This window comes from Ruminiclostridium hungatei (genome assembly GCF_002051585.1).
GTDB lineage: Bacteria > Bacillota > Clostridia > Acetivibrionales > DSM-1351 > Ruminiclostridium > Ruminiclostridium hungatei.
In genome coordinates this window covers 64,637-86,640 of the sequence record NZ_MZGX01000022.1, presented here as the reverse complement: position 1 = coordinate 86,640, position 22,004 = coordinate 64,637, and the positions used below count along the sequence as shown (strand labels likewise).

Below are 22,004 nucleotides of genomic sequence, written 5' to 3'. Positions count from 1 at the left end.
AGGTGGAGATATGTTTAAATTGTTAAAAAACAATAAAGGAATGACCATAACTGAGATAATTACCGCACTGGCTGTATTAGGAATAATATCCATTCCGCTTATGGCGGTTTTCTCAAACTCGGTACTGCTGACTAAAATGACCGGCAATCAATTGGAAATAAACGCTGTTATGCAGATAGCCAAAGCCGACGTGGTTCAGTCCGTCAAGAATGACGTTAGACTGTGTGATTTCAGCGATCCCGACAAAGAGATTTATCTTAATCCTTCAAGGCCAACTCCGGATGCCATATATGCTCATGTAGGCAATGAGACTGCTGCATTTTTGGAGCTGGGGACCGGTAATTTAACCGAAAAGTACAAGTATAAGGTAAGGTATGAGGATATGGGGGCCCCGGATATAGTCCGGCTTACAATTAAATTGTATACAGCTCAGGAGAAATTTCTTAGTGAACTGAAAATCGAGGTTTCCAGCCGGGATTTTCAATGAACAAAATAGCCGGCAGATAAAAATACGGACTGAAGCGAGGTGAAAAATACTTTTATGCTAAAACCTGTAAAAAATCAAAAAGGCTCTGTAATGCTGGCCGTGGTGGTTGTGCTGGCAATACTTGTCATCCTGGGAGTGGCGCTTCTGGACAGTTCTACTATGGGATATAAAATAAGCAAGCATGAAGAGACGGCCGATAAAGCGTATTATGCTGCACAAACAGGCATTGAAAGGTGTTTTTCCCATATCGTAGATTATTGTGCCAATGAAAGTAATACCAATGGAATGAACGGAGCTGACGAGGTTGCTTTTGCCCGTCAGGTAATTGAGAATATAAAGGCCAGTCTTGAAACAGAGCCTGGAAAAATCATATATAAAATAGACCTGTCCGGTGGTACAGGGGATACTGCCACTGTCACCATATCCGATATCAGGTATATTAAGCACCAGCCCTCTGAAGACCATGACCCGCGTAAAATAGATGTTACCGTTGGTGTGACTGCAGAGTCTGATTATGAAAGATTCGGAGACAGAGTCTCCAATAAAAAAATCAGTTCTTTTTTGAAAGTCACCATGCATGTACCAAAGGACTTTCAATTAAATGCTGCAATTTACACCATAGGAGATTTAATGGTTGAGAACATAAACGCCCAGGTTAAGGGAGATGTCGTAGCCTTCGGAACCTCTCCTCAGTACGCAAAACAAGTGCAGCAATATTACTATGGGGGCATTTACGCCAAAGATGGCGGGCATTTGTCCGTAGACGGAAATGCATACTCCAGGGGACTGATAAGAACAGGTGAGTACCTTAATATGAACAGCCTGGCTCCCAGCTCTATATACATATACAGAGATGCAATAGCAAACGGGATTCAGGTATTCGGAACAAAAGAGAGAATAGTGGTTGGAAGAAATGCGTACACCTTTGATGATCTGGAGATGAATGGTGAGGATTCCGTCATTGCCATTAATGGCAGCTATCTTGGATTGACAAATGAAAAGGATGCAAAGGCACATGACCAGAGCAGTGCTATTGTAAACAGTGCAATTATACACTATGCCGGTTCTGAGGACTCAATGAAATCCAGGATAGTAATTAACGGAGATGTAATTATAAACGGAGGAACCTTCAATGTGGACAGTGACGGAAATCCGACAAATCTGCTGGAACAGATTGAGGATGCATCTGTTCTGGTGTCGGGCAGCTTGGGCACACCTATGTATAAGGAATATCTTGATGAAATAAATAATGGGGTTATTGATCCCAGGGTTTCCCCTTACCATAGTTGGCTTTATGGTAAAAAGAGCCTTGCAACCGGATTTGTCAACTTGTTTCAGCGCTGGATGCAGAGAGCATTTATCGATGACAATGATATAGACTTATGGATGCAGCAAATTGATCTGGCCAGAGGCAGCGGGACAAATGACTCAACCTGCTTCGATATAAATACACCTGCCATATCGGGTTTTTGTCACTATGAGATCGGTGCAAATGACAGGATATATTTCATGAACCGTTCAAGGTACAATGCCTCAGACATGGAAGTTGAAATTCTGCCGTTGAGCTTTGTTACCACAGGCCCTGGTCTTGCCATTGATTATGTGACCGAACCGGCAAGCAGTTGGCCCAATTATATGAAGGATGGCCTGCCCCAGATATCCTCGGATTGGAAGGGGCAAGATCTGGATGATGACAGGATGTCAGAGAAACTCAAAGAGATATTGAATATGGTCAGGCCGTTGACCCAGCCATTTGCAAAAAGAGATTTCGATGGTACAAATACTTTTATTCTCAATAGTAACCAGCCTTCTACCGAAGCAAGCTCCGCAAACCTGTTTTTAAGTGTCAGGGATAAGTTGGAGGATAGATTCGGCACCGGCACAAAGCCACATGTTATAAATCTGAGTACAGTGACACCTGGAGCTGTTGATATTAATGCACAAATGAATGAACGAATCAGCAGTAGTACACCGGGAGCAATATCCACAGATGATTACTACCTGTTTATCAATTCCAACCCGAAAGTTACGCTGGAGGTCAGCGGAAGGGTCAATGGAATAGTATTCAGTATGGGAAAGGTGATACTTAAGAAGGATGCAGAGGTAACCGGTGCTGTTATTGCTGCCGGAAGAGGTTACACGCCCGATTCCGCATATGGCTATTTAAGTCCTGATAAGTCCTCAGCGGATCAGCAAACTGTAGCCGGTGTAACTACCAATTATCTTCCCCAGATACTGAAGGAGGGCCAGAACCTGCAAAGGCTGGATGATGGCAGCTACGCTGGAGTGCATTTTGCCGGCAGTGGTGTAGCTGACTTGGCAAGAGTTACTTTTCCGGGCAGGTATAATTTACTGACTGAGTTTTTAAATGAAGGTATAGATTTGGATTCAATATTTTAATTTCGTATAGAGGTGACCTACATGAAAAAAATACTGTTATTGGCGTTAGCAGGGACTTTAACCGTTGCGTTGTTTCTGGCAGGGTGTGCTTCGGGAGAGGCTGACACAGCTCAGAATACTGATAATGGCGGGAATAAACCCGCTTCATGGCAAACCGCTGTCAGTAAAGAGGATAATGAAAAAATTCAAAAGTTGATATCGGATTATTTTGTAAAAATGTATTCCGTACCGGTGGATAACTATCAGCAAAATTCAGAGTCCGGAAATATCCCTGATAATTTGCGCTCCTTTATTGCAAAACGAACAATAGAAGAAGGCAACAATAATGCTGAAATCGGTTTGAATTTTCCAAGGTTCGTGGGAATGAACGGAATAACCCTGATAGACTATACACCTCTTATGAGACTGGAAGACAGCAAACAACCGCAGATTGAAGCTACATATATAGAAGAAAATAACGGCAGCCTGCTTTACTTTGTAAAATTGAACTTAAAGGCAAAATGCATTATGGACGGATTGTTTGAAAAAAACTACAAGCTGAATGAGCAAGCTAATACATACCAGAAAATAACTGCACCGGCGGATAGTGATATTGATACTGTTCTGGTACAGACAAAATATGACGTTGAGCTGGTGAAGGAGGAAAAGGATTACAAGATTCTGAGGGCAAGAGAGTCTACCTTCAAACAGAAGGCAAGGGACAGGCTCTTCAGGTATAATAATGATTTTATTGCACGCATACCCTATCTGAACCTGGAAAAGACCGCCGATAATACAAATTACGCAAATAAACAGGATGGGGATACCTATAATAAAGAGAAAGCTGCAATAGTGTCCTTCTTTGAAAATATAATCAATCTGGATAATGAGAGGCGCATTCTTCTCAATAGCAGTTGGGATAAGGGTATAGCAGATTTCAGCAAATTGATGAACACTTTGTCCATAGCCAAAAATGAGGAAAAGCAGGATATCATGACAATTGGTGAGGATTATAGGGAAAAGTTTTCCAAGGAGGCTTTGCTGCTGCAAAACAACATATACAGCATAAGAGTTCAAGGAGAACTGAAGGATACCTGCAATGTTGCCTTGCATCCCGCCTATTCTGAAAAAAACAGTTGGTATATTGTCACTTTCAAGGCTGCTATGAACAAGAATACCGGAATCAGCGGAAGTGAAAAGGAATACAGCTTTGATTATTTAGTGAAATTGGTAAAAAAGGCTGCGGGCCCTCAAATAGAAAGCATAAAGCTCAATGGCATAAACACCGTGAACAGTCCGGCGGGGGAATAAACAATGATAATTCAAGTATTGACTGTTTTATTTGTATTTGCCATAGGGGCTTGCTGCGGGTCTTTCCTGAATGTTTGTATATGCAGGATTCCGAGAGGAGAGTCCATAGTAGCTGTTTCCTCCCACTGCACAAGCTGCAATGAAAAATTGAAACCCTTGAATCTTGTTCCCGTGTTGAGTTATCTGTTTCAGAGGGGAAAATGCAGTAACTGCGGGGAAAAAATATCACCCAGGTATATGTGTGTGGAAATTACAACTGCAATACTGTATGTCTGTTTGTTTTATAAATATGGCATAAATATTGAATTTTTTGCAATGGCATTACTGATATCCATACTGATAGTTATGTTTTTTATTGATCTTGAGTTCGGAATCATTCCAAACTCATTGGTTGCAGTTGCTGCAGCAGGCGGGGCAATACAGTATATTTCAAGTTTTTTTACACATATAGGCATATACGGCGACAGCAACTGGTGGAACCCTATATTAGGTGCCTTTTTAGGCAGTACGTTTTTTATTTTAGTGGCCAAAGCAGGTGCATACATATATAAGACGGAGAATACCATTGGCGGAGGAGATATAAAGGTACTTTTCCCGATCGGCTTGTTTTTGGGGTGGAAAATGATGATTGTGGCACTTTTTATCTCAATTGTAACAGCGGCTATGATTTGTGTTGTTCTTATTATATCTAAGAGGCTCAATAGAAAAGATACTATTCCCTTCGGGCCATTTATAGCGTTGGGAACAGTTATAACCATATTATTCGGCTGGCAGATCATGGGGATGTATTTTCATTGAACAGCCATTAAGCCAAATAATACTCAATATATCAGAAATAATTGAAAAAGCTTAAAAACAATGGGTGTAGTTTTTTCATTATAAATAAAATACTGTCATATATTTTTATGGAGGTGTATAAAAATGTATACTCAAACAAGAAAAGGTAAAGTGGGTTGTATGCTATTGGCTGTAATGCTTCTTGCAACCATGTTGGTTCCAAGCTTTGGCACAGTTACAGCCGTAGAGAGCAGCGCCGGTACCGAACCGGTCAGGATACTGGAAATACAGCCTACAACATCGTACGACATCACAGCCACAATGGAAACATCACTTGAAACATATTTCCAAAGGCCTGTAGAGATAATCAGAATGCCTATGCCGCTGATTATATCAAAGGCGGAGGAAATAAACGGAGCTTATGACATTGTCTATATAGGCAATAATATTTCTACATCGGATCCCTACAATAAATATTATCAGCAGAATGTCTATAAAAGATTCGGGCCTTCAGTCTCAGGAAACTGTAATGTTGCCACCTCTGTAACCGGCAACAAGGAATTTTATAACGGCAACGATATTTCGGATATAGCTGCAAATAAGATCAAGAGTTTTATTAAGTCAGGGCAGCTTATGGTATTTGACAGCGGAGTATTTGCGTCAGGTATGGAGACTACAAAGCTGTACAAGAATTTTAACAGCTATAGAAACAATAGCAGCTATACCAATGTAAAAGCAGGTACTACCGCCAATTTATTAAACAATTTGAAAAAATATAAAGAGTCGGGAATACATGTGCGGCCAATGCTTCAATTGACACAAAGGCCTGCAGAATACAACGGAAATAATATAGCAGTTAACAGCGGCCTTATGAGCTTTGTCATGAACCTGGATAACAGGAACAGTAATAAGTCCATGAGTGTTACCCTCTATATTGACAGCAACGGGGATGGGATATTCAAGAGCGATGAAGTATCCAGAACTTATACAGATGTAGGAGATGTAAATGGTTATTCGGTCAACTACCTTTTTTCAAGCAAGTATACCGGTGTGGTGCCATGGAAGATCGAGGTCACCGATGACAGTGGGGCTAAAGCCTATCAAACCGGGTTTGCCGCCTTCAAGGGTGAGGAACTCAATATAAGGGTACTTCAGTTGCTGCCGGACAATAGTGATAATTATGCAACCTTGAAATTATCTACATTGAGTAATTACCAAGGTAAGAATCTGTTACAAAGACCCGGTGAGTATAAAATCCAAATTACCGAAATGAAGATTAAGGATTTTAATGATAATTATGGTAAGCTGGTAGCCGGAAAGCCCACAATTTTAAATCAAAATTACGATATGGTCATTTTCGGCTTTGACGATGCATACAAGGGTGATTTGTCAGGACAGGCCCTCAAGGATATGGAGGCATTTGCCGATTCGGGCCAGGCCATAATGTTTACCCACGATACTATAGGTTTCACTAAGAGCAATCTGACGACAGCATTTAAGGACAGACTGGGCATGAATACTTTTGCAACCGACTCGAGCTTGCCCTCCGGGATATCGGTATCAACAGGCATGACCAGGCTTGCCCTGTTAAATGTAAATGGGGACAGCCGGTTTCCGGATACTGTATTGACAAAAAAAATAAATGAGAGCAATATTACGAAATATCCATTTATTTTAGGAGATATTACGGTTTCACCAACTCACCTGCAATATATAAGGCTGAATCCCGAAGATCCTGATATAGTTACTGCTTTTACATATAAAAATGAATACAGATATACACATGGCAGCAGAACAGCAAAGTTGATCACTCCTACGGTTAATGAGGACAAGTATCATGAGTATGACGGCCTCAACGACTATTATACGTATTTTAAAGGCAATCTGACCTTCTCCGGTACAGGCCACAGCCCAATTACATCGGGCGAAGAACTGGAGATGTTCGTAAATACCATATTAAAGGCTTCAAAAGGTGCCAATCATGCCCCCTCGGTAGAGATACTCGGACTGAATAATGACGAAGATATTGCCAATACACTGGGAACCCTTAACTTCAGACTTCTTGCCAATGACCCTGATAATGATGCAATCAGCAGTTGCAAGGTTTATATTGATAATGACGGTGATGGCATATATGAAGCGGGAGAAGGTGTAGCAACCTTCGAAGGCTCTGAGGCTCCTGTAATAGGGGTAGAGAAAGCTGTAGCAATGGTGAAGAATGTTGCAAAATCAGTCACCAGATTTAATATTAAGGCAGTTGTAACCGATACCAAAGGTGCACAGGGTTCAAAGGAAATATCCATAAACCATAAGAACACACCGGTATTGAGTATGAGCCATAATACAGTAAATGCCCTGGTTGGGGATACAGACAATATAAATATTTCGGTAAATGCCCAGGCTACTACCTATAATACTACCTATAAGGACCTTAAGCTCAGTATGCAGTTGAATTCCACTACATTTGGCAGTATTACAGCCATAGGCGGCGGCAGCGTAAACAATGGACAATACGCAAAGGATTTGAGCGCGGTCCGTTTTACCCCTACACCTGATACAATCACCCAGAACGGTCAAGTAAGCTTTGTTTGCAAGGCACCGGTTACAGCATATACGACAAATGCCATACTTTCATATAAGGATGCAATAGGAGCAGCGGCAACAATAAACGATCCTATTAGTATTAATGTGAAAACCGGAAATGTTTCAGCAGAACTGAAAGACTATGAAGGAAAAGCTTTTGCGGGTCAGAAGGTAACGCTCAAGAGATATATTAAAAATGAGGCAACAGGTCAGTTTACAGAGGATGCAGCCTTCGTACCCAGGACAGCAGACACAGACAGTACCGGTATTGCCGGTTTCAGCTCAGTACCCACCGGCTATTATGGTGTAAGTATAGTTTTACCGGAAGGGTATAAGCCTGTCAATAACAGCAATGTGGGACAGAATCTGACTAAGCTGGGCAGCCAACAGCTAAATTATGATAACAATACAATGGTTATAGAGTTTCCAAAGTTGTATCAGCCTCCGACACTTTCAATAACCGGCTCAAGTCTTGCTGTAATTTGGACTAAGAAGGATTTAAAGGTATCCATAAGTCCTGAGAAATATAGAAATGAAAAAGTTATATGGTCGGTTAATGATACGAAGATCGGGGAAATTAAACCTAAACTTGTTAAAGTAGGCGAAACATACCAGGAAGTGCCTAACACTGCAGTATTTTCAGCAAAGAAAGTGGGTAAAGTCACAATAACCTGTAAGGCTGAAAATAAAGATCCTGTGGGAAATGATATTGTTGGAACCTTCGAAATAAATGTGGTACAGGGTTCGATAGATATTAACTGATTGTTTTTAAAGAACGCCTTGTTTAAAACATGGCGTTCTTTCTGACTGATTCATAATTTTAAAAAAGATGGAAATAAAAATAGTAAATATAGATTTAATCAAGCAGGGAACACTTTGTTGTAAATTTATGACCTGCAAAGCTTGGATTTATTAGTGAAATACTCCGAGAAATTTTTAAAAAAAATCCTTGCAAATGTGTAGAATATGTAGTAAAATATTGAATGTTGTGGCGAAGGCATACGATGAAGTGGGAGATTGCTATCCTGTACCTGAATTCAGGGACGTAAGAGATAGGTAACTTTCACGGAGAATGTCCGATTCAAGAAACCGGGCGACAAGTCACTGTACATTTAGGTTTTATATTGCTGTGTAATATAATCGCTTTAAATGCCCAGGTTAAGTTTGTCCAATGAGCTTATAAGCTCAATAGAACTTTTAGTTCTACGGGATAAGAACAATCTGGGTTTTTATATAAAACGGTATGAAACACCCGGCATAGTGTACAGACGAATGCTTGTTGTACGTGACAATAATAAAACGTACGAGGAGGTTTATGTATGTCAAACAAACAGAAAATACGCATCAGATTAAAGGCGTTCGATCATCAGGTGTTAGATCAGTCAGCTGAGAAGATTGTTGAAACTGCTAAGAGGACAGGAGCAAGGGTTTCAGGACCAGTGCCGCTGCCTACTGAAAAAGAGATTATTACAATCTTAAGAGCTCCCCACAAATACAAGGACTCAAGAGAGCAGTTTGAAATGAGAACTCACAAGAGACTGATTGACATTCTTTTGCCAACACCAAAGACTGTTGACGCATTGATGAGACTGGATCTTCCAGCTGGCGTAGATATAGAAATCAAGCTTTAATAATTCGCAGGTAATGCGTTTTCCGTTTGATTTCTGCAGGGATAAAATATAATCTCTGTAGTGCCAGGGTAACAGAGGTCATGTTCATAGCGTGTAGCCGCGCCCCGTGAATAACATTCACAGTGTGTATCCGATACACATGGATTATGAACCAATAACCATAGGAGGTATTTTAAAAATGAAAAAGGCAATGATTGGCAAGAAAATCGGAATGACCCAGATATTTGACGAAAATGGTCTGGTAATACCAGTAACAGTTGTTGAAGCAGGCCCATTGACTGTTGTTCAGAAGAAGACAGTTGATACTGACGGATACGATGCCATAAAGGTCGGATATGCAAAGGTACAGGAAAAGAAGCTCAGCAAACCGGCTTTAGGACAGTTCACAAAGACTAAGCTGGCTCCAATGAAGTATTTGAAGGAATTCAGATTTGAAGACATTTCAGGTTTCGAAGTTGGACAGGAAATTAAAGCTGAGGAAATGTTTCAGGCTGGAGATAAAATAGACGTAAGCGGTATCTCAAAAGGTAAGGGCTTCCAGGGTACCATAAAGAGATACGGACAAAAGGGTGGTCCGGGAACTCACGGTTCCATGTACCATAGAAGAGTTGGTTCTATGAGTGCAAACACTAACCCTGCTAGAGTATTTAAGGGCAAGAAGCTGCCAGGTCACATGGGTATGGACAATACTACGGTTCAGAATCTTGAAGTTGTAAGAGTAGACGGCGAAAGAAGCCTTATTCTTATAAAGGGAGCTGTTCCAGGACCTAAGGGCGGATTGCTTGTTATTAAAAATACGGTTAAATCCGGTAAATAATAACGTTGAAGGGAGGAAGTAACACATGCCAAAGGTTGATTTATATAACATGAAAGGTGAAGTGGTTGGAGATATCCAGCTTAGCGACAATGTTTTTGGCGCAGACATAAACAAGAACGCTCTTCACGCTGCAGTGGTTAATCAGTTAGCAAATAAGAGACAGGGAACCCAGTCAACAAAGACCAAGAGTGAGGTTAGAGGTGGCGGTAGAAAGCCATGGAGACAAAAGGGAACCGGTCGTGCAAGACAAGGTAGTATTCGTTCAGCGCAGTGGATTAAAGGTGGTATTGTATTAGGACCTAAGCCACGCAGCTATAGATACACTCTTCCAAAGAAGGTTAAGCGTATAGCATTGAAGTCAGCATTGACCTCAAAGGTATCGGCAAATGAAATCCTGGTACTGGATAACCTCGCATTGGAAGCTATTAAGACAAAAGCAATGGTAGGAGTTCTCAACAGCCTCAAGGTTGATTCGAGTGCGCTGATAGTAATCGGCTCAAAGAACGATATCATCGCAAAGTCGGCAAGAAATATCCCCGGAGTTAAAACTGCACTTGTTAATACTATAAATGTATTTGATATATTGAAGTATGACAAATTCATTATAACAAAGGATGCTGTTGAAAAGGTTGAGGAGGTGTACGCATAATGAGATTACCACAAGATATAATCATAAAGCCACATATAACTGAAAAAAGTAATATGGAGATTGCTAGCGGTAAGTACACTTTTATAGTTGATGTCAAGTCAACCAAGACCGAGATCAAAAAGGCAGTTGAAGCATTATTCAGTGTAAAGGTGCTTCAGGTTAACACCATGAAGTATGAAGGCAAGGTTAAGCGCACCGGCGTTCACGAGGGACCCCGCGCAGACTGGAAAAAAGCCATAGTTAAAATAGATACTGATCCAAAGGCGGTTTCATACCTCACAACGGGCGGTAAAGCAGTATCAAACAATAAGAAATACAAGAGCAGTATCGAAGAATTCGGAGTTGCTCAGTAATTACACGCTATAAAGGAGTGAGAAGAGATGGCAGTAAAAAAGTATAGTCCTATTACCCCTGCAAGAAGGTTTATGACGTCACAGGATTATTCAGAATTATCAAAAGTTGAACCTGAAAAGTCATTATTGCAGCCAAACAGCAAAAACGGGGGAAGAAACTCATATGGAAGAATTACTGTTCGTCACCAGGGCGGCGGTAACAGACAAAAATATAGAGTTATAGACTTTAAGAGAGATAAAGACGGAATAAAGGCAAAAGTTGCTACAATCGAGTATGATCCGAACAGGACTGCAAATATTGCGCTTCTTAACTATGTGGACGGTGAAAAGAGATATATTCTTGCACCGGTTGGTTTAAAAGTAGGCGATATTGTTGAATCTGGTGAATCAGCAGATATCAGATCAGGAAATGCACTTCCTCTTGCAAATATCCCTGTAGGTTCATTGATTCACAACATAGAACTTAAACCCGGCAAGGGCGGACAGATGGTAAGAGCAGCCGGAAATTCAGCTCAGTTGATGGCCAAGGAAGGCGAATATGCCCAGGTAAGACTTCCATCAGGTGAAGTTCGTATGGTAAGGATCAACTGCAAGGCTACTCTCGGACAAATCGGCAACATTGAACATGAAAATGTTAAAATCGGTAAGGCCGGCAGAAAGAGATGGATGGGCGTCAGACCTACAGTTCGTGGTGTTGTTATGAACCCTGTAGACCATCCTCACGGTGGTGGTGAAGGTAAATCACCAATCGGAAGACCAAGCCCGGTTACTCCTTGGGGTAAACCTACTCTTGGTTACAAGACAAGAAAGAAGAAAAACAAATCTGATAAATTTATCGTTAAGAGAAGAAATCAGAAGTAATAAAAGGATTATAAAGTTCATGAAATGGACTTTGTTCCATAAAGAGAACTTCATCTTTAGAGACTTGGAAGTGAGAGCGGGGTAACCGCTCCGCCAAATCCTTTGAGATAGCGGCGAAGGGAGGATTTAAATTATGAGTAGATCAGTTAAAAAGGGACCTTATATATTGGCTTCATTGCTTAAGAAGATTGAAGAAATGAACAAGGTTAATGATAAGAAAGTTATCAAGACCTGGTCAAGGGCTTCAACAATATTCCCTCAGATGGTTGGACACACTATTGCTGTTCATGACGGCAAGAAGCATGTACCGGTTTATATAACTGAAGAAATGGTTGGCCACAAGCTTGGTGAATTTGCACCAACAAGAACATATAAGGGACACGCTGGAAACGAAAAGTCATCTTCATTAAGATAACAGCGTAATTTCCATGCTGAAAGTTAAGTTTAAGAATTAAAAGCTGAAAGGAGGCTATTCAGTTGGAGAAAAAGGTATTATCCAAAGAGGAGCTATTAAAAAATAAAGATCAGATTTTAGCGCAGCAAAATGCAAAGCATACAAAGTCTAATAAGCCTGCACTTCTTACCAAGAAGGAAAGAAAAGTTCTCGGAGTGGGTAAGGACGAAGGAAGAGCAATATTAAAGCATGCACGTATTTCCTCCAGAAAGGTTAAAATAGTGCTTGATTTAATTAAGAACAAGGGTATTGATGAGGCATATGGTGTTTTGAAATTCACCCCCAAGGCTGCATCAGAAGTTTTGTACAAGCTTCTTAAATCAGCAGAGGCAAATGCAGTCAACAATAACGGTTTGAATCACGATGAACTCTATGTTGCTGAAGCATTTGCAACACAGGGACCTACATTGAAGAGAATAATGCCGCGTGCACAAGGTAGAGCATTTAAAATTCAAAAAAGAACCAGTCATATAACATTGATTGTTAAGGAAAGACAATAAGCGAGAAGGAGGTTGGATGATGGGCCAGAAAGTTAATCCACATGGATTGAGAATCGGAATAATTAAAGATTGGGATACAAAATGGTATGCTAATGCCAAAACTTTCAGCAGTTATCTTGTTGAAGACGTTCAGATAAGAAAGTTTATCAAGAAGAAGCTTTATATCTCCGGCATATCAAGAATTGAAATAGACCGTGCGGCAAACAAGGTTAAAATCAACGTAAATACTGCCAAGCCAGGTCTTGTAATCGGTAAGGGTGGCCAGGGTATTGAAGAGCTCAGAAAAGAAGTTGAAAAGATGACAGGTAAAAGTGTTCTCATCAACATTACTGAGATCAAGAGTCCTGAAATGGACGCTCAGCTTGTTGCAGAAAACATTGCATCACAGCTTGAAAAGCGTATATCTTTCAGAAGAGCCATGAAACAGGCTATGTCAAGAACCATGAAGCTTGGAGCAAAGGGAATCAAGACTGCATGTGCAGGCAGACTGGGCGGTGCTGAAATCGCAAGAACAGAGCACTACCATGAAGGAACTATTCCTCTTCAAACACTTCGTGCTGACATAGATTATGGTTTTGCTGAAGCAGACACAACCTATGGTAAGATTGGTGTCAAGGTATGGATATATAAAGGAGAAGTTCTTCCAGCTGTTAAAAGAGAAAAAAAAGCGGAAGGAGGAGTTAAGTAATGTTAATGCCCAAAAGAGTAAAACGTAGAAGGGTTCACAGAGGCAGAATGACCGGTAAAGCTACAAGAGGTAATGTAGTATCCAACGGTGAATTCGGTATACAGGCTCTCGAACCCGCTTGGATCACAAGCAACCAGATCGAAGCTGCCAGAATAGCGATGACCCGTTTTATCAAGCGTGGCGGTAAGGTTTGGATAAAGATATTCCCAGATAAGCCGGTTACAAAGAAACCTGCTGAAACTCGTATGGGTAGCGGTAAAGGTTCACCTGAGTACTGGGTAGCAGTAGTTAAGCCAGGAAGAGTATTATTTGAAATTGCGGGAGTACCGGAGGAAACTGCTAGAGAGGCTTTAAGACTCGCTATGCACAAGCTTCCTGTAAAATGTAAGTTTGTAACCCGCGAAACAGAAATGGGTGGTGAAGCAAATGAAAGCTAGTGAAATCAGAGAAAAGGATATTGTTGAGTTGAATAAGGAATTGGGCGATTTAAAGTCTGAACTCTTTAAGCTTAGATTTCAGCTTGCTACAAATCAGCTTGAAAACCCAATGAAGCTAAAGGATGTTAAAAAGTCCATAGCTAAGGTAAAGACAATAATAAGGGAAAAAGAGCTTAGCGGAGTTGAGAAGTAATATTGATTACATTGCTCAAAGCTATAATAGACCTTAACCATAGAATGCGAAGCAAACACTCATGTAAACAACGTGGAACTTCGCATAGGGAATCACAAGTGCAAACATTGTGGACTTCAATGCGAGTGGGACATTAGTACGGACATCCTTAAATTCGCATTGTAATAACACCGTCAAACATGTGATGAAGGTTGGTGCAGAGTATTCGAAAAGGAGGTAATTCCACTTGGTTGAAAGAGCGTTAAGAAAGACTAGGGTTGGTAAGGTTGTCAGCAATAAGATGGATAAGACTATTGTTGTTGCTATAGAAACCAGCGTAAAGCATCCGTTATACGGAAAAATAGTAAAGAGAACTTACAAGCTTAAGGCACATGATGAGGAAAATGTGTGTCAGATAGGCGATAAAGTAAAAGTTATGGAGACAAGGCCATTGAGCAGGGAAAAGAGATGGAGACTTGTTGAAATTGTTGAAAAGGCACAATAATTGCTGTGTCTCATAGTCAAAGAAATTTACGCTGCGGTTATAATTCACCGCACAGAATCATTGGAAGGAGGTACCAGTATGATTCAAGTCCAGTCTAGGATGAAAGTAGCTGATAACACTGGAGCTAAGGAACTTATGTGTATTAAGGTTCTTGGCGGTTCTTGGAGAAAGTATGCTAATATTGGAGATATAATAGTAGCTTCTGTTAAAAATGCAACACCCGGCGGTGTTGTAAAGAAAGGTGACGTAGTTAAGTGCGTTATCGTACGCTCCAGGAAAGGCGTAAGAAGACCAGACGGTTCTTACATCAAGTTTGATGAAAACGCTGCAGTAATTATAAAGGAAGATAAGAACCCAAGAGGTACTCGTATATTTGGACCTGTTGCAAGAGAATTGAGAGATAAGGATTTCATGAAGATTCTTTCTCTTGCACCGGAAGTATTGTAAGGAAGGAGGCGGCTTAATTTGGCAATCAAAGTTCATGTTAAAAAGGAAGATACAGTTCTTGTGCTTTCAGGAAAAGATAGAGGCAAGAAGGGCAAGGTATTAAGCGTAAATCCTTCTACTAATCAAGTACTTGTTGAAGGCGTAAATATGTCAACAAAGCACAAAAAACCAAGAGGCAGATATCAGCAGGGTGGTATAATCCATCAGGAATCACCTGTTGACGGCTCAAATGTTATGTTGGTTTGTGACAAATGTGGCAAGCCTACAAAGGTGGCCAGGAAGATTCTCGACAATGGCCAGAAGGTTAGATCTTGCAAAAAGTGTGACGAAATAATTGATGTTATTCTTGAAAAGAAATAAAGCGCGACAAGAAAGGAGGTATTGTGGATGGCAAGGTTAAAAGACAAGTATTTAAAAGAAGCAGTTCCTGCTTTGCAAACAAAGTTTAAATATAGCAGCAACATGCAGATCCCTAAGATTGAGAAAGTTGTTCTTAACATGGGCGTTGGAGAAGTTAAGGACAATCCCAAGGCCATGGATGCTGCAGTGAGTGATATGACACTGATTACTGGTCAGAAGCCAATAGTTACAAAAGCTAAGAAATCAGTTGCGGCATTTAAGTTGAGAGAGGGAATGAGCATAGGCTGCAAGGTAACATTGAGAGGCGAAAGAATGTATGAATTCGTTGACAAACTCTTCAATGTGGCCCTTCCCAGAGTAAGAGACTTCAGAGGCTTAAACGGCAACTCATTTGATGGCAGAGGTAATTACTCAATGGGTATAAAGGATCAGTTGATATTCCCTGAAATCGAATATGACAAGATAGACAAGATAAGAGGTATGGATATAATTTTTGTAACTACGGCTAAAAGTGATGAAGAGGCTAAAGAGCTCTTGAAATTGCTTGGTATGCCATTCAGCCAGAACTAAGGAGGTATTGAGGGCATGGCAAAGAAATCTATGATCATAAAGCAACAGCGTACGCCCAAGTTTAGCAGCCGGGCATACAATAGATGTAAGATATGTGGAAGACCACATGCGTACATTAGAAAATTCGGAATTTGCCGTTTGTGCTTTAGACAGTTAGCGTACAAGGGCCAGATACCCGGCGTTAAGAAGGCAAGCTGGTAATAGACTTTGGAAGGAGGTTAAACATATGCAAATCACTGATGCAATCGCTGATATGTTAACCAGAATTAGAAATGCAGGTTCTGCAAAACATGAATCAGTTGATATACCCGCTTCCAACCTTAAGAGGTCCATAGCAACTATATTGCTGGAAGAAGGTTATATTAGGAATTTTGAAGAAGTAAACGATGGTAAGCAGGGTGTTATAAGAGTTAGCTTGAAGTACACTGGAAACAAGCAGAATGTTATAACTGGTATAAAGAGAATAAGCAAGCCCGGTTTGAGAGTATATGCCGGCAAGGAAGAGCTTCCTAAGGTATTGGGCGGTCTCGGAGTAGCTATTATCTCAACATCAAAGGGAATAATGACCGACAAGAAAGCCAGAACTGAAGGCGTAGGCGGAGAAGTACTGGCATTTGTATGGTAAAAGCGCGAACATGTTCGCGCAGTGGATTACTCCGTAATCACACGACAAAAACACTGGAAAAGTATTTTATATTTTTCCTGACTTGCTGCCAGTCTGATTTATATATCTGGCTGGTGGCGATAAAAGGTCTGAAAAGGGCGTATTAACGCTCATAATTTTAAGAACTGGAGGTTACGACATGTCAAGAATAGGTAAGTTGCCGATAGCTGTTCCCAAGGGAGTAGACATAAAGCTGAGCGGCGACAATGTGTTGACAGTAAAAGGATCAAAGGGAACTTTAACAAAACAGTTCCACAAGGATATGATCATCAAAGTGGAAGGCGAACAAATACTTGTTGAAAGACCTTCTGATTTAAAAATGCACAAGTCACTTCATGGTTTGACCAGAACACTTGTAAACAATATGGTTGAAGGCGTAACAAACGGATACCAGAAAGCTCTTGATATCAACGGTGTTGGTTACAGAGCTCAGAAGCAGGGCAAGAAGCTGGTACTGACCTTGGGATATTCACATCCTGTTGAAATGGATGATCCTGATGGGATTACTACTGAAGTACCTGCACCCAACAAGATAATTGTTAAGGGCATAGATAAGCAGGTAGTGGGAGAGATTGCTGCAAAGATTCGTGAAAAGAGACCACCTGAGCCTTATAAGGGTAAGGGTATCAAATACGAAAATGAAGTAATCAGACGTAAAGAAGGTAAGACTGGTGGCAAGGGTAAAAAGTAGAAAGGAGATGAGAGTAAATGATTAATAAACAAAACAGAAACGAAATAAGACTCAGAAAGCACGTTAGAGTACGTAAAAAAGTTGCTGGAACAACAGAACGTCCTAGACTGAATGTTTTCAGAAGTTTAAAAAACATTTATGTTCAGATTATTGATGATTCAACCGGCAATACTCTTGTATCCGCTTCAACCCTTGATACTGCGTTGAAAGGAAAAGTTGCTTACGGCGGAAACAAGGAAGCAGCTAAAGAAGTTGGAAAATTAATAGCTGAAAAGGCTGTTGAAAAGGGTATAAAGGCAGTTGTATTTGATAGAGGCGGATATATCTATCATGGAAGAGTAAAAGAGCTCGCTGACGCTGCAAGAGAAGCAGGCTTGGATTTCTAAGAGAAGGAGGGGAATACATTGCAACGAATTGATGCCAACACTTTGGGAGAACTGAAAGAAAAGGTTGTTAATATAGGTCGTGTAACAAAGGTTGTTAAGGGTGGTAGAAACTTCCGTTTCAGCGCTTTAGTTGTTGTAGGAGACGAAAACGGCTACGTTGGAAGCGGTATGGGTAAGGCTGCTGAAATACCTGAAGCTATCCGCAAGGGTATAGAAGATGCCAAGAAAAATCTTATAAAGGTTCCATTGGTGGATACTACAATACCACATGAAGCAACAGGAGTATTCGGAGCAGGTAAAGTATTGCTCAAACCAGCAGGACAAGGTACTGGTGTTATTGCTGGCGGTCCTGTCAGAGCCGTGCTTGAACTTGCAGGAATACGTGACATAAGAACGAAGTCATTGGGTTCAAACAACCCTATCAACATGGTTAACGCAACAATAAAAGGTCTTTCCCAGTTAAAGACCGCTGAGGATGTTGCCAGACTTCGCGGAAAAACTCCAGAAGAGATTCTGGGTTAGGGGGGACATTATGGCTAAGTTAAAAATAACTCTGAAGAAAAGTACAAATAAGGCCGTTGAAAATCAGGTTGCTACAGTAAAGGCTCTTGGCTTGGGTAAAATCGGTACTTCAGTTGAGCACAATGATAACCCGCAAATCAGAGGTATGATCAGAAAAGTTTCACATCTTGTTTGTGTAGAAGAAATATAAGGGAGGTGTAGTCAATGAAATTATTTGAATTACAGCCTGCTCCTGGATCAAAAAAGCTACCTAACAGAAAAGGTAGAGGTATAGGTACTGGTAACGGAAAAACTGCCGGCAAAGGTCACAAAGGACAGAATGCCCGTGCAGGTGGTGGTGTAAGACCTGGTTTCGAAGGTGGTCAGATGCCATTATACATGAGATTGCCTAAAAGAGGATTTAATAACTATGAGTTTGCTGACAAGTATACTGAAGTTAATGTATCAGAATTGAACATTTTCGAAGACGGTACTGTAGTTAATGAAGAATTACTTAAATCATCCGGCCTTGCCAAAAAGATTATTGATGGAGTAGCTATTTTAGGTAACGGTGAGTTAACTAAAAAGTTAACAGTTCAGGCGACTAAATTTACGAAGACAGCAACTAGCAAGATAGAAGCTGCGGGAGGAAAGGTCGAGGTGGTATAACGTGAGTGGTATGTTGGATACACTTAAGAATTCCTGGAAGATTCCTGATTTAAAAAGAAAACTTTTGATAACAATTGGTCTGCTTCTGATCTTCAGATTAGGCTCAAGAATTCCGGTTCCCGGACTTGACCCTACATTTTTTGCAAGCCTTATTGATAAAGGCGGACAGTTGTTTAATTTTCTTGATGTAGTTGGTGGAGGCTCCTTTAAAAATGCAACAATATTTGCCATGAGTATTACTCCATACATTAATGCATCAATTATTATGCAGCTTTTAACCATTGCCATTCCAAAGCTGGAACAGCTCTCAAAAGAGGGTGAGGAAGGCAGAAAGAAGATCGGCCAATGGATAAGATATGCAACGGTTATTCTTGCGTTTGTTCAGGCAATAGCTATCACTGTTAGTTTAAGAGGCGCAATTATTTCAGGACTTAACGTTATGACCTTCATTACAGTAACATTCACACTTACTGCCGGAACCGCATTTTTGATGTGGTTGGGTGAGCAGATCACCGAGTATGGTATTGGTAACGGTATTTCAATGCTTATCTTTGCAGGTATCGTATCAGCAGCTCCAAACGGGCTGAACTACCTTATCAGAAACTATCAGGCTGGAAAGCTTGGTAATGATGTCGTTGGAGTATTGAGCATAATCGGTATACTCGCTGTATTTGTTGCAATCGTAGCCTGCGTTGTTTTCGTTAACCAGGCAGAGCGCAGAATTCCAGTACAGTATGCCAAGAGAGTAGTTGGAAGAAAGGTTTACGGAGGACAGAGCACTCATTTGCCTATCAAGGTAAACTGGGCAGGTGTTATTCCAATAATCTTCGCCATGTCAATTATGGCGCTTCCTTCAACCATATTTGCTTTTGCAAGACCTAACACTACTACTGGTTTCATCGGATTTATGAAAAACTGGCAGTCACACTGGTCTTATGCACTGCTCTATGCGATTCTGATAATTGGTTTTACCTTCTTCTACACATATGTTCAGTTCAATCCCATTGAGCTTGCAAACAATATGAAGAAGAACGGTGGCTTCATACCTGGTATCAGACCCGGAAAGCCCACATCAGATTATATTCAAAAGGTTTTAAACAGAATTACCTGGTTTGGTGCACTATTCCTTGCCCTCATATCCATATTCCCATATGTTATTGTTTGGATTACCAAAGTACAGGGCGTATGGTTTGCAGGAACAAGTGTACTGATTCTCGTAGGTGTTGCTCTTGATACCGTAAGGCAGATTGAGTCACAGATGCTTATGAGACACTACAAGGGCTTTCTTGAATAGTCCGCAGTCAGTGTAATCCATAGCTTATATAAATAATTTAAATGTTTGGGGTTTATGATACGTCATAAACCCTTACTTTAAATTTGTTTGCTTTTTAATTTTATTCATTTGATTTTAATTTATACCATTGAGGTCAGTTATTGTAGAAGTATTTCCGGAGGTGTCCGGAATGCTGGTAGAACGGTAATAAGGGGGTAAACATTATGAAGATCGTACTTTTAGGGGCTCCTGGTGCAGGAAAGGGAACTCAGGCCAAGAATATATCTGAAAGACTATCCATACCACATATATCTACAGGAGATATCTTCAGAGCAAATATAAAGGGGAATACTCCACTTGGTCTAAAGGCAAAGGAATATATGGACAAAGGACAGCTTGTTCCGGATGAACTTACAGTTGAAATAGTTAAGGACAGACTGGCCAATCCCGACTGTGAAAAAGGATTTGTACTTGACGGTTTTCCAAGGACAATACCGCAGGCCGAATATCTTGACAGTGTTCTCGGTGAAATGAGTATTGAGTTGGATGCCACCTTGCTGATAAGCGTCAAGGATGAGGATATTATTGAAAGAATGTCAGGCAGACGCACCTGCCCCAACTGCGGAGCATCATACCATGTTGCTTTCAATCCTACCAAGGTTGAGGGAATCTGTGACATTTGCAAGACGCCGGTAATACAAAGAGCAGATGATGCTGCCGAAACAGTATTGAACAGGCTTGAGACTTACCACAAGCAGACACAGCCTTTAATAAGCTATTATGAAAAGGCCGGAAAGCTGAAAACTGCTGAAGGTGCTGATGCGGTTGAGGAAACAACTTCAAGGGTATTTGAGGCTTTGGGATTATAATAAGGACTAGAGGTAGGCATGTTTACTATAAAATCGCAATCTGAAATAGATAAGATGAGGAAGGCGGGAGAGGTTCTGTATGAAACTCTTCAGTTGCTTAAAAAGAATATAGCTCCCGGTGTTACCACAAAGGAACTGGATAGAATAGCTTTTGACAATATAAAAAAGCATAAGGCTGTCCCGTCATTTATGGGCTATAATCCGGGCGTACCCGGAGTAGTGCCGTTTCCGGCAAGCATATGCACATCTGTAAATGAAGAAGTGGTTCACGGAATACCCAGCAGTTTAAATCATCTGAAAGATGGCGATATTATTAGCATAGATGTAGGTGTCTATCTGGACGGCTATCACGCTGATGCCGCCCGGACCTATGGAGTGGGCAAAATATCCCATGAGGCACAGAAACTCATATCCGAAACCCGGCAGAGTTTTTATGAAGGACTGAAGCAGATGGAAATCGGCAAGCACATAAGAGATATTTCTGAGGCAATTCAGATGCATGCCGAAAGCAACGGCTTTTCGGTAGTCAGGGATTTCGTTGGTCACGGTATAGGAAAAGACTTGCATGAACTGCCGGATATTCCCAACTATATTACCAAACGCCGGGGTGCAAAGCTGGAAAGCGGAATGACCATCGCTGTGGAGCCCATGGTAAATGCCGGGGATTACAGTGTCAGGTTGCAGAATAACAGTTGGACGGTAGTGACGGCGGACGGGTCGCTTTCGGCTCATTATGAGAATACGGTAGCTATCACGGCTAATGGACCGTTGCTTTTAACAAAGTTTTAAAAGAATTTTAATAAATGTATTGTTATTATTGCAGTTTTCCTGTATAATTTATATTTGGTTTGACCTGTGTCAATTATGCGAAAGTGCTTTATTTAAGCCGCCGCAAATTGATAGATGGAATTTTATGCATAGAAGGTGACAGAGTTTTGAATAACGCGGGCAATGGATTGTTTTGTGGGTT

29 protein-coding genes are annotated in these 22,004 nt (G+C 40.9%); all 29 read left to right on the top strand.

The window, feature by feature from the left end; genetic code table 11:
• Nucleotides 1-10: 10 nt before the first annotated feature.
• The 29 genes from CLHUN_RS15840 to map all read left to right on the top strand — a co-directional run bounded on the left by CLHUN_RS15840 (nt 11) and on the right by map (nt 21,823).
• Nucleotides 11-487 carry a type II secretion system protein gene (locus tag CLHUN_RS15840; RefSeq protein WP_080065604.1) on the top strand — a complete coding sequence of 159 codons (477 nt, stop codon included), beginning with the start codon at nt 11-13 and terminating at the stop codon, nt 485-487.
• A gap of 54 nt (nt 488-541) precedes the next feature.
• Nucleotides 542-2,887 (top strand): hypothetical protein, encoded by a 2,346-nt coding sequence (locus CLHUN_RS15835; protein WP_080065603.1) that lies wholly within the window; start codon nt 542-544, stop codon nt 2,885-2,887.
• Between the two features lie 21 nt (nt 2,888-2,908).
• A complete protein-coding gene (locus CLHUN_RS15830; RefSeq protein WP_080065602.1) occupies nt 2,909-4,177 on the top strand; it encodes a hypothetical protein in 1,269 nt (422 codons plus the stop codon).
• A 3-nt stretch (nt 4,178-4,180) separates the two neighbouring features.
• The gene (locus tag CLHUN_RS15825; protein ID WP_242656536.1) at nt 4,181-4,975 is read left to right on the top strand and encodes a prepilin peptidase; all 795 of its coding nucleotides are present in this window, start codon (nt 4,181-4,183) and stop codon (nt 4,973-4,975) included.
• A 123-nt stretch (nt 4,976-5,098) separates the two neighbouring features.
• Nucleotides 5,099-8,299, top strand: a complete 3,201-nt coding sequence (locus CLHUN_RS15820) for a DUF5057 domain-containing protein (RefSeq protein ID WP_080065601.1) — start codon at nt 5,099-5,101, stop codon at nt 8,297-8,299.
• A gap of 557 nt (nt 8,300-8,856) precedes the next feature.
• Nucleotides 8,857-9,168, top strand: a complete 312-nt coding sequence (rpsJ, locus tag CLHUN_RS15815) for a 30S ribosomal protein S10 (protein WP_080065600.1) — start codon at nt 8,857-8,859, stop codon at nt 9,166-9,168.
• Nucleotides 9,169-9,346: 178 nt separating this feature from the next.
• Nucleotides 9,347-9,985 carry a 50S ribosomal protein L3 gene (gene rplC, locus CLHUN_RS15810; RefSeq protein ID WP_080065599.1) on the top strand — a complete coding sequence of 213 codons (639 nt, stop codon included), beginning with the start codon at nt 9,347-9,349 and terminating at the stop codon, nt 9,983-9,985.
• A gap of 25 nt (nt 9,986-10,010) precedes the next feature.
• Entirely contained in the window at nt 10,011-10,634 is a 624-nt protein-coding gene (gene rplD, locus CLHUN_RS15805; RefSeq protein WP_080065598.1) for a 50S ribosomal protein L4, read from the top strand.
• Nucleotides 10,634-10,987, top strand: a complete 354-nt coding sequence (gene rplW / locus CLHUN_RS15800; RefSeq protein WP_080065597.1) for a 50S ribosomal protein L23 — start codon at nt 10,634-10,636, stop codon at nt 10,985-10,987. Before rplD ends, rplW begins: the two co-directional genes overlap by 1 nt.
• A gap of 27 nt (nt 10,988-11,014) precedes the next feature.
• Nucleotides 11,015-11,848: a 50S ribosomal protein L2 gene (gene rplB, locus CLHUN_RS15795; RefSeq protein ID WP_080065596.1), complete on the top strand. Its 834-nt coding sequence runs from the start codon at nt 11,015-11,017 to the stop codon at nt 11,846-11,848.
• A 133-nt stretch (nt 11,849-11,981) separates the two neighbouring features.
• Complete coding sequence (gene rpsS, locus CLHUN_RS15790; protein WP_080065595.1) at nt 11,982-12,263, top strand: 30S ribosomal protein S19; 282 nt, start codon at nt 11,982-11,984, stop codon at nt 12,261-12,263.
• 194 nt (nt 12,264-12,457) lie between these two features.
• On the top strand, nt 12,458-12,802 hold the full coding sequence (rplV, locus tag CLHUN_RS15785; protein WP_479692033.1) for a 50S ribosomal protein L22: 345 nt from the start codon (nt 12,458-12,460) through the stop codon (nt 12,800-12,802).
• 19 nt (nt 12,803-12,821) lie between these two features.
• Nucleotides 12,822-13,490 carry a 30S ribosomal protein S3 gene (rpsC, locus tag CLHUN_RS15780; RefSeq protein ID WP_080065593.1) on the top strand — a complete coding sequence of 223 codons (669 nt, stop codon included), beginning with the start codon at nt 12,822-12,824 and terminating at the stop codon, nt 13,488-13,490.
• Nucleotides 13,490-13,927: a 50S ribosomal protein L16 gene (gene rplP / locus CLHUN_RS15775; protein WP_080065592.1), complete on the top strand. Its 438-nt coding sequence runs from the start codon at nt 13,490-13,492 to the stop codon at nt 13,925-13,927. Before rpsC ends, rplP begins: the two co-directional genes overlap by 1 nt.
• Complete coding sequence (rpmC, locus tag CLHUN_RS15770) at nt 13,917-14,120, top strand: 50S ribosomal protein L29 (RefSeq protein WP_080065591.1); 204 nt, start codon at nt 13,917-13,919, stop codon at nt 14,118-14,120. Before rplP ends, rpmC begins: the two co-directional genes overlap by 11 nt.
• A gap of 226 nt (nt 14,121-14,346) precedes the next feature.
• Nucleotides 14,347-14,604, top strand: coding sequence for a 30S ribosomal protein S17 (gene rpsQ, locus CLHUN_RS15765; RefSeq protein WP_080065590.1), 258 nt, complete (start codon nt 14,347-14,349; stop codon nt 14,602-14,604).
• Between the two features lie 78 nt (nt 14,605-14,682).
• Entirely contained in the window at nt 14,683-15,051 is a 369-nt protein-coding gene (gene rplN / locus CLHUN_RS15760) for a 50S ribosomal protein L14 (RefSeq protein ID WP_004626656.1), read from the top strand.
• Between the two features lie 18 nt (nt 15,052-15,069).
• Nucleotides 15,070-15,411, top strand: a complete 342-nt coding sequence (gene rplX, locus CLHUN_RS15755) for a 50S ribosomal protein L24 (protein WP_080065589.1) — start codon at nt 15,070-15,072, stop codon at nt 15,409-15,411.
• A 27-nt stretch (nt 15,412-15,438) separates the two neighbouring features.
• Nucleotides 15,439-15,981 carry a 50S ribosomal protein L5 gene (gene rplE, locus CLHUN_RS15750; RefSeq protein WP_080065588.1) on the top strand — a complete coding sequence of 181 codons (543 nt, stop codon included), beginning with the start codon at nt 15,439-15,441 and terminating at the stop codon, nt 15,979-15,981.
• Nucleotides 15,982-15,996: 15 nt separating this feature from the next.
• Nucleotides 15,997-16,182 carry a type Z 30S ribosomal protein S14 gene (locus CLHUN_RS15745; protein ID WP_080065587.1) on the top strand — a complete coding sequence of 62 codons (186 nt, stop codon included), beginning with the start codon at nt 15,997-15,999 and terminating at the stop codon, nt 16,180-16,182.
• A gap of 25 nt (nt 16,183-16,207) precedes the next feature.
• Nucleotides 16,208-16,606 (top strand): 30S ribosomal protein S8, encoded by a 399-nt coding sequence (gene rpsH, locus CLHUN_RS15740; RefSeq protein WP_080065586.1) that lies wholly within the window; start codon nt 16,208-16,210, stop codon nt 16,604-16,606.
• Between the two features lie 178 nt (nt 16,607-16,784).
• The gene (gene rplF, locus CLHUN_RS15735; protein ID WP_080065585.1) at nt 16,785-17,336 is read left to right on the top strand and encodes a 50S ribosomal protein L6; all 552 of its coding nucleotides are present in this window, start codon (nt 16,785-16,787) and stop codon (nt 17,334-17,336) included.
• Nucleotides 17,337-17,353: 17 nt separating this feature from the next.
• Nucleotides 17,354-17,722, top strand: coding sequence for a 50S ribosomal protein L18 (gene rplR, locus CLHUN_RS15730; RefSeq protein WP_080065584.1), 369 nt, complete (start codon nt 17,354-17,356; stop codon nt 17,720-17,722).
• Nucleotides 17,723-17,740: 18 nt separating this feature from the next.
• Nucleotides 17,741-18,244, top strand: coding sequence for a 30S ribosomal protein S5 (rpsE, locus tag CLHUN_RS15725; RefSeq protein ID WP_080065583.1), 504 nt, complete (start codon nt 17,741-17,743; stop codon nt 18,242-18,244).
• Nucleotides 18,245-18,254: 10 nt separating this feature from the next.
• On the top strand, nt 18,255-18,434 hold the full coding sequence (rpmD, locus tag CLHUN_RS15720; RefSeq protein ID WP_080065582.1) for a 50S ribosomal protein L30: 180 nt from the start codon (nt 18,255-18,257) through the stop codon (nt 18,432-18,434).
• A gap of 14 nt (nt 18,435-18,448) precedes the next feature.
• Nucleotides 18,449-18,892 (top strand): 50S ribosomal protein L15, encoded by a 444-nt coding sequence (gene rplO / locus CLHUN_RS15715; protein ID WP_080065581.1) that lies wholly within the window; start codon nt 18,449-18,451, stop codon nt 18,890-18,892.
• Nucleotide 18,893: 1 nt separating this feature from the next.
• A complete protein-coding gene (secY, locus tag CLHUN_RS15710; protein ID WP_080065580.1) occupies nt 18,894-20,186 on the top strand; it encodes a preprotein translocase subunit SecY in 1,293 nt (430 codons plus the stop codon).
• Between the two features lie 203 nt (nt 20,187-20,389).
• Nucleotides 20,390-21,034, top strand: a complete 645-nt coding sequence (locus CLHUN_RS15705; RefSeq protein WP_080065579.1) for an adenylate kinase — start codon at nt 20,390-20,392, stop codon at nt 21,032-21,034.
• Nucleotides 21,035-21,052: 18 nt separating this feature from the next.
• Complete coding sequence (gene map / locus CLHUN_RS15700) at nt 21,053-21,823, top strand: type I methionyl aminopeptidase (RefSeq protein WP_080065578.1); 771 nt, start codon at nt 21,053-21,055, stop codon at nt 21,821-21,823.
• The last annotated feature ends 181 nt before the right edge of the window (nt 21,824-22,004 follow it).

Coding starts and splice junctions, on each gene's coding strand:
- CLHUN_RS15840 (WP_080065604.1), top strand. CDS start 11: ATGTTTAAATTGTTAAAAAACAATAAAGGAATGACCATAACTGAGATA.
- CLHUN_RS15835 (WP_080065603.1), top strand. CDS start 542: ATGCTAAAACCTGTAAAAAATCAAAAAGGCTCTGTAATGCTGGCCGTG.
- CLHUN_RS15830 (WP_080065602.1), top strand. CDS start 2,909: ATGAAAAAAATACTGTTATTGGCGTTAGCAGGGACTTTAACCGTTGCG.
- CLHUN_RS15825 (WP_242656536.1), top strand. CDS start 4,181: ATGATAATTCAAGTATTGACTGTTTTATTTGTATTTGCCATAGGGGCT.
- CLHUN_RS15820 (WP_080065601.1), top strand. CDS start 5,099: ATGTATACTCAAACAAGAAAAGGTAAAGTGGGTTGTATGCTATTGGCT.
- rpsJ (WP_080065600.1), top strand. CDS start 8,857: ATGTCAAACAAACAGAAAATACGCATCAGATTAAAGGCGTTCGATCAT.
- rplC (WP_080065599.1), top strand. CDS start 9,347: ATGAAAAAGGCAATGATTGGCAAGAAAATCGGAATGACCCAGATATTT.
- rplD (WP_080065598.1), top strand. CDS start 10,011: ATGCCAAAGGTTGATTTATATAACATGAAAGGTGAAGTGGTTGGAGAT.
- rplW (WP_080065597.1), top strand. CDS start 10,634: ATGAGATTACCACAAGATATAATCATAAAGCCACATATAACTGAAAAA.
- rplB (WP_080065596.1), top strand. CDS start 11,015: ATGGCAGTAAAAAAGTATAGTCCTATTACCCCTGCAAGAAGGTTTATG.
- rpsS (WP_080065595.1), top strand. CDS start 11,982: ATGAGTAGATCAGTTAAAAAGGGACCTTATATATTGGCTTCATTGCTT.
- rpsC (WP_080065593.1), top strand. CDS start 12,822: ATGGGCCAGAAAGTTAATCCACATGGATTGAGAATCGGAATAATTAAA.
- rplP (WP_080065592.1), top strand. CDS start 13,490: ATGTTAATGCCCAAAAGAGTAAAACGTAGAAGGGTTCACAGAGGCAGA.
- rpmC (WP_080065591.1), top strand. CDS start 13,917: ATGAAAGCTAGTGAAATCAGAGAAAAGGATATTGTTGAGTTGAATAAG.
- rplN (WP_004626656.1), top strand. CDS start 14,683: ATGATTCAAGTCCAGTCTAGGATGAAAGTAGCTGATAACACTGGAGCT.
- rplE (WP_080065588.1), top strand. CDS start 15,439: ATGGCAAGGTTAAAAGACAAGTATTTAAAAGAAGCAGTTCCTGCTTTG.
- CLHUN_RS15745 (WP_080065587.1), top strand. CDS start 15,997: ATGGCAAAGAAATCTATGATCATAAAGCAACAGCGTACGCCCAAGTTT.
- rpsH (WP_080065586.1), top strand. CDS start 16,208: ATGCAAATCACTGATGCAATCGCTGATATGTTAACCAGAATTAGAAAT.
- rplF (WP_080065585.1), top strand. CDS start 16,785: ATGTCAAGAATAGGTAAGTTGCCGATAGCTGTTCCCAAGGGAGTAGAC.
- rplR (WP_080065584.1), top strand. CDS start 17,354: ATGATTAATAAACAAAACAGAAACGAAATAAGACTCAGAAAGCACGTT.
- rpmD (WP_080065582.1), top strand. CDS start 18,255: ATGGCTAAGTTAAAAATAACTCTGAAGAAAAGTACAAATAAGGCCGTT.
- rplO (WP_080065581.1), top strand. CDS start 18,449: ATGAAATTATTTGAATTACAGCCTGCTCCTGGATCAAAAAAGCTACCT.
- CLHUN_RS15705 (WP_080065579.1), top strand. CDS start 20,390: ATGAAGATCGTACTTTTAGGGGCTCCTGGTGCAGGAAAGGGAACTCAG.
- map (WP_080065578.1), top strand. CDS start 21,053: ATGTTTACTATAAAATCGCAATCTGAAATAGATAAGATGAGGAAGGCG.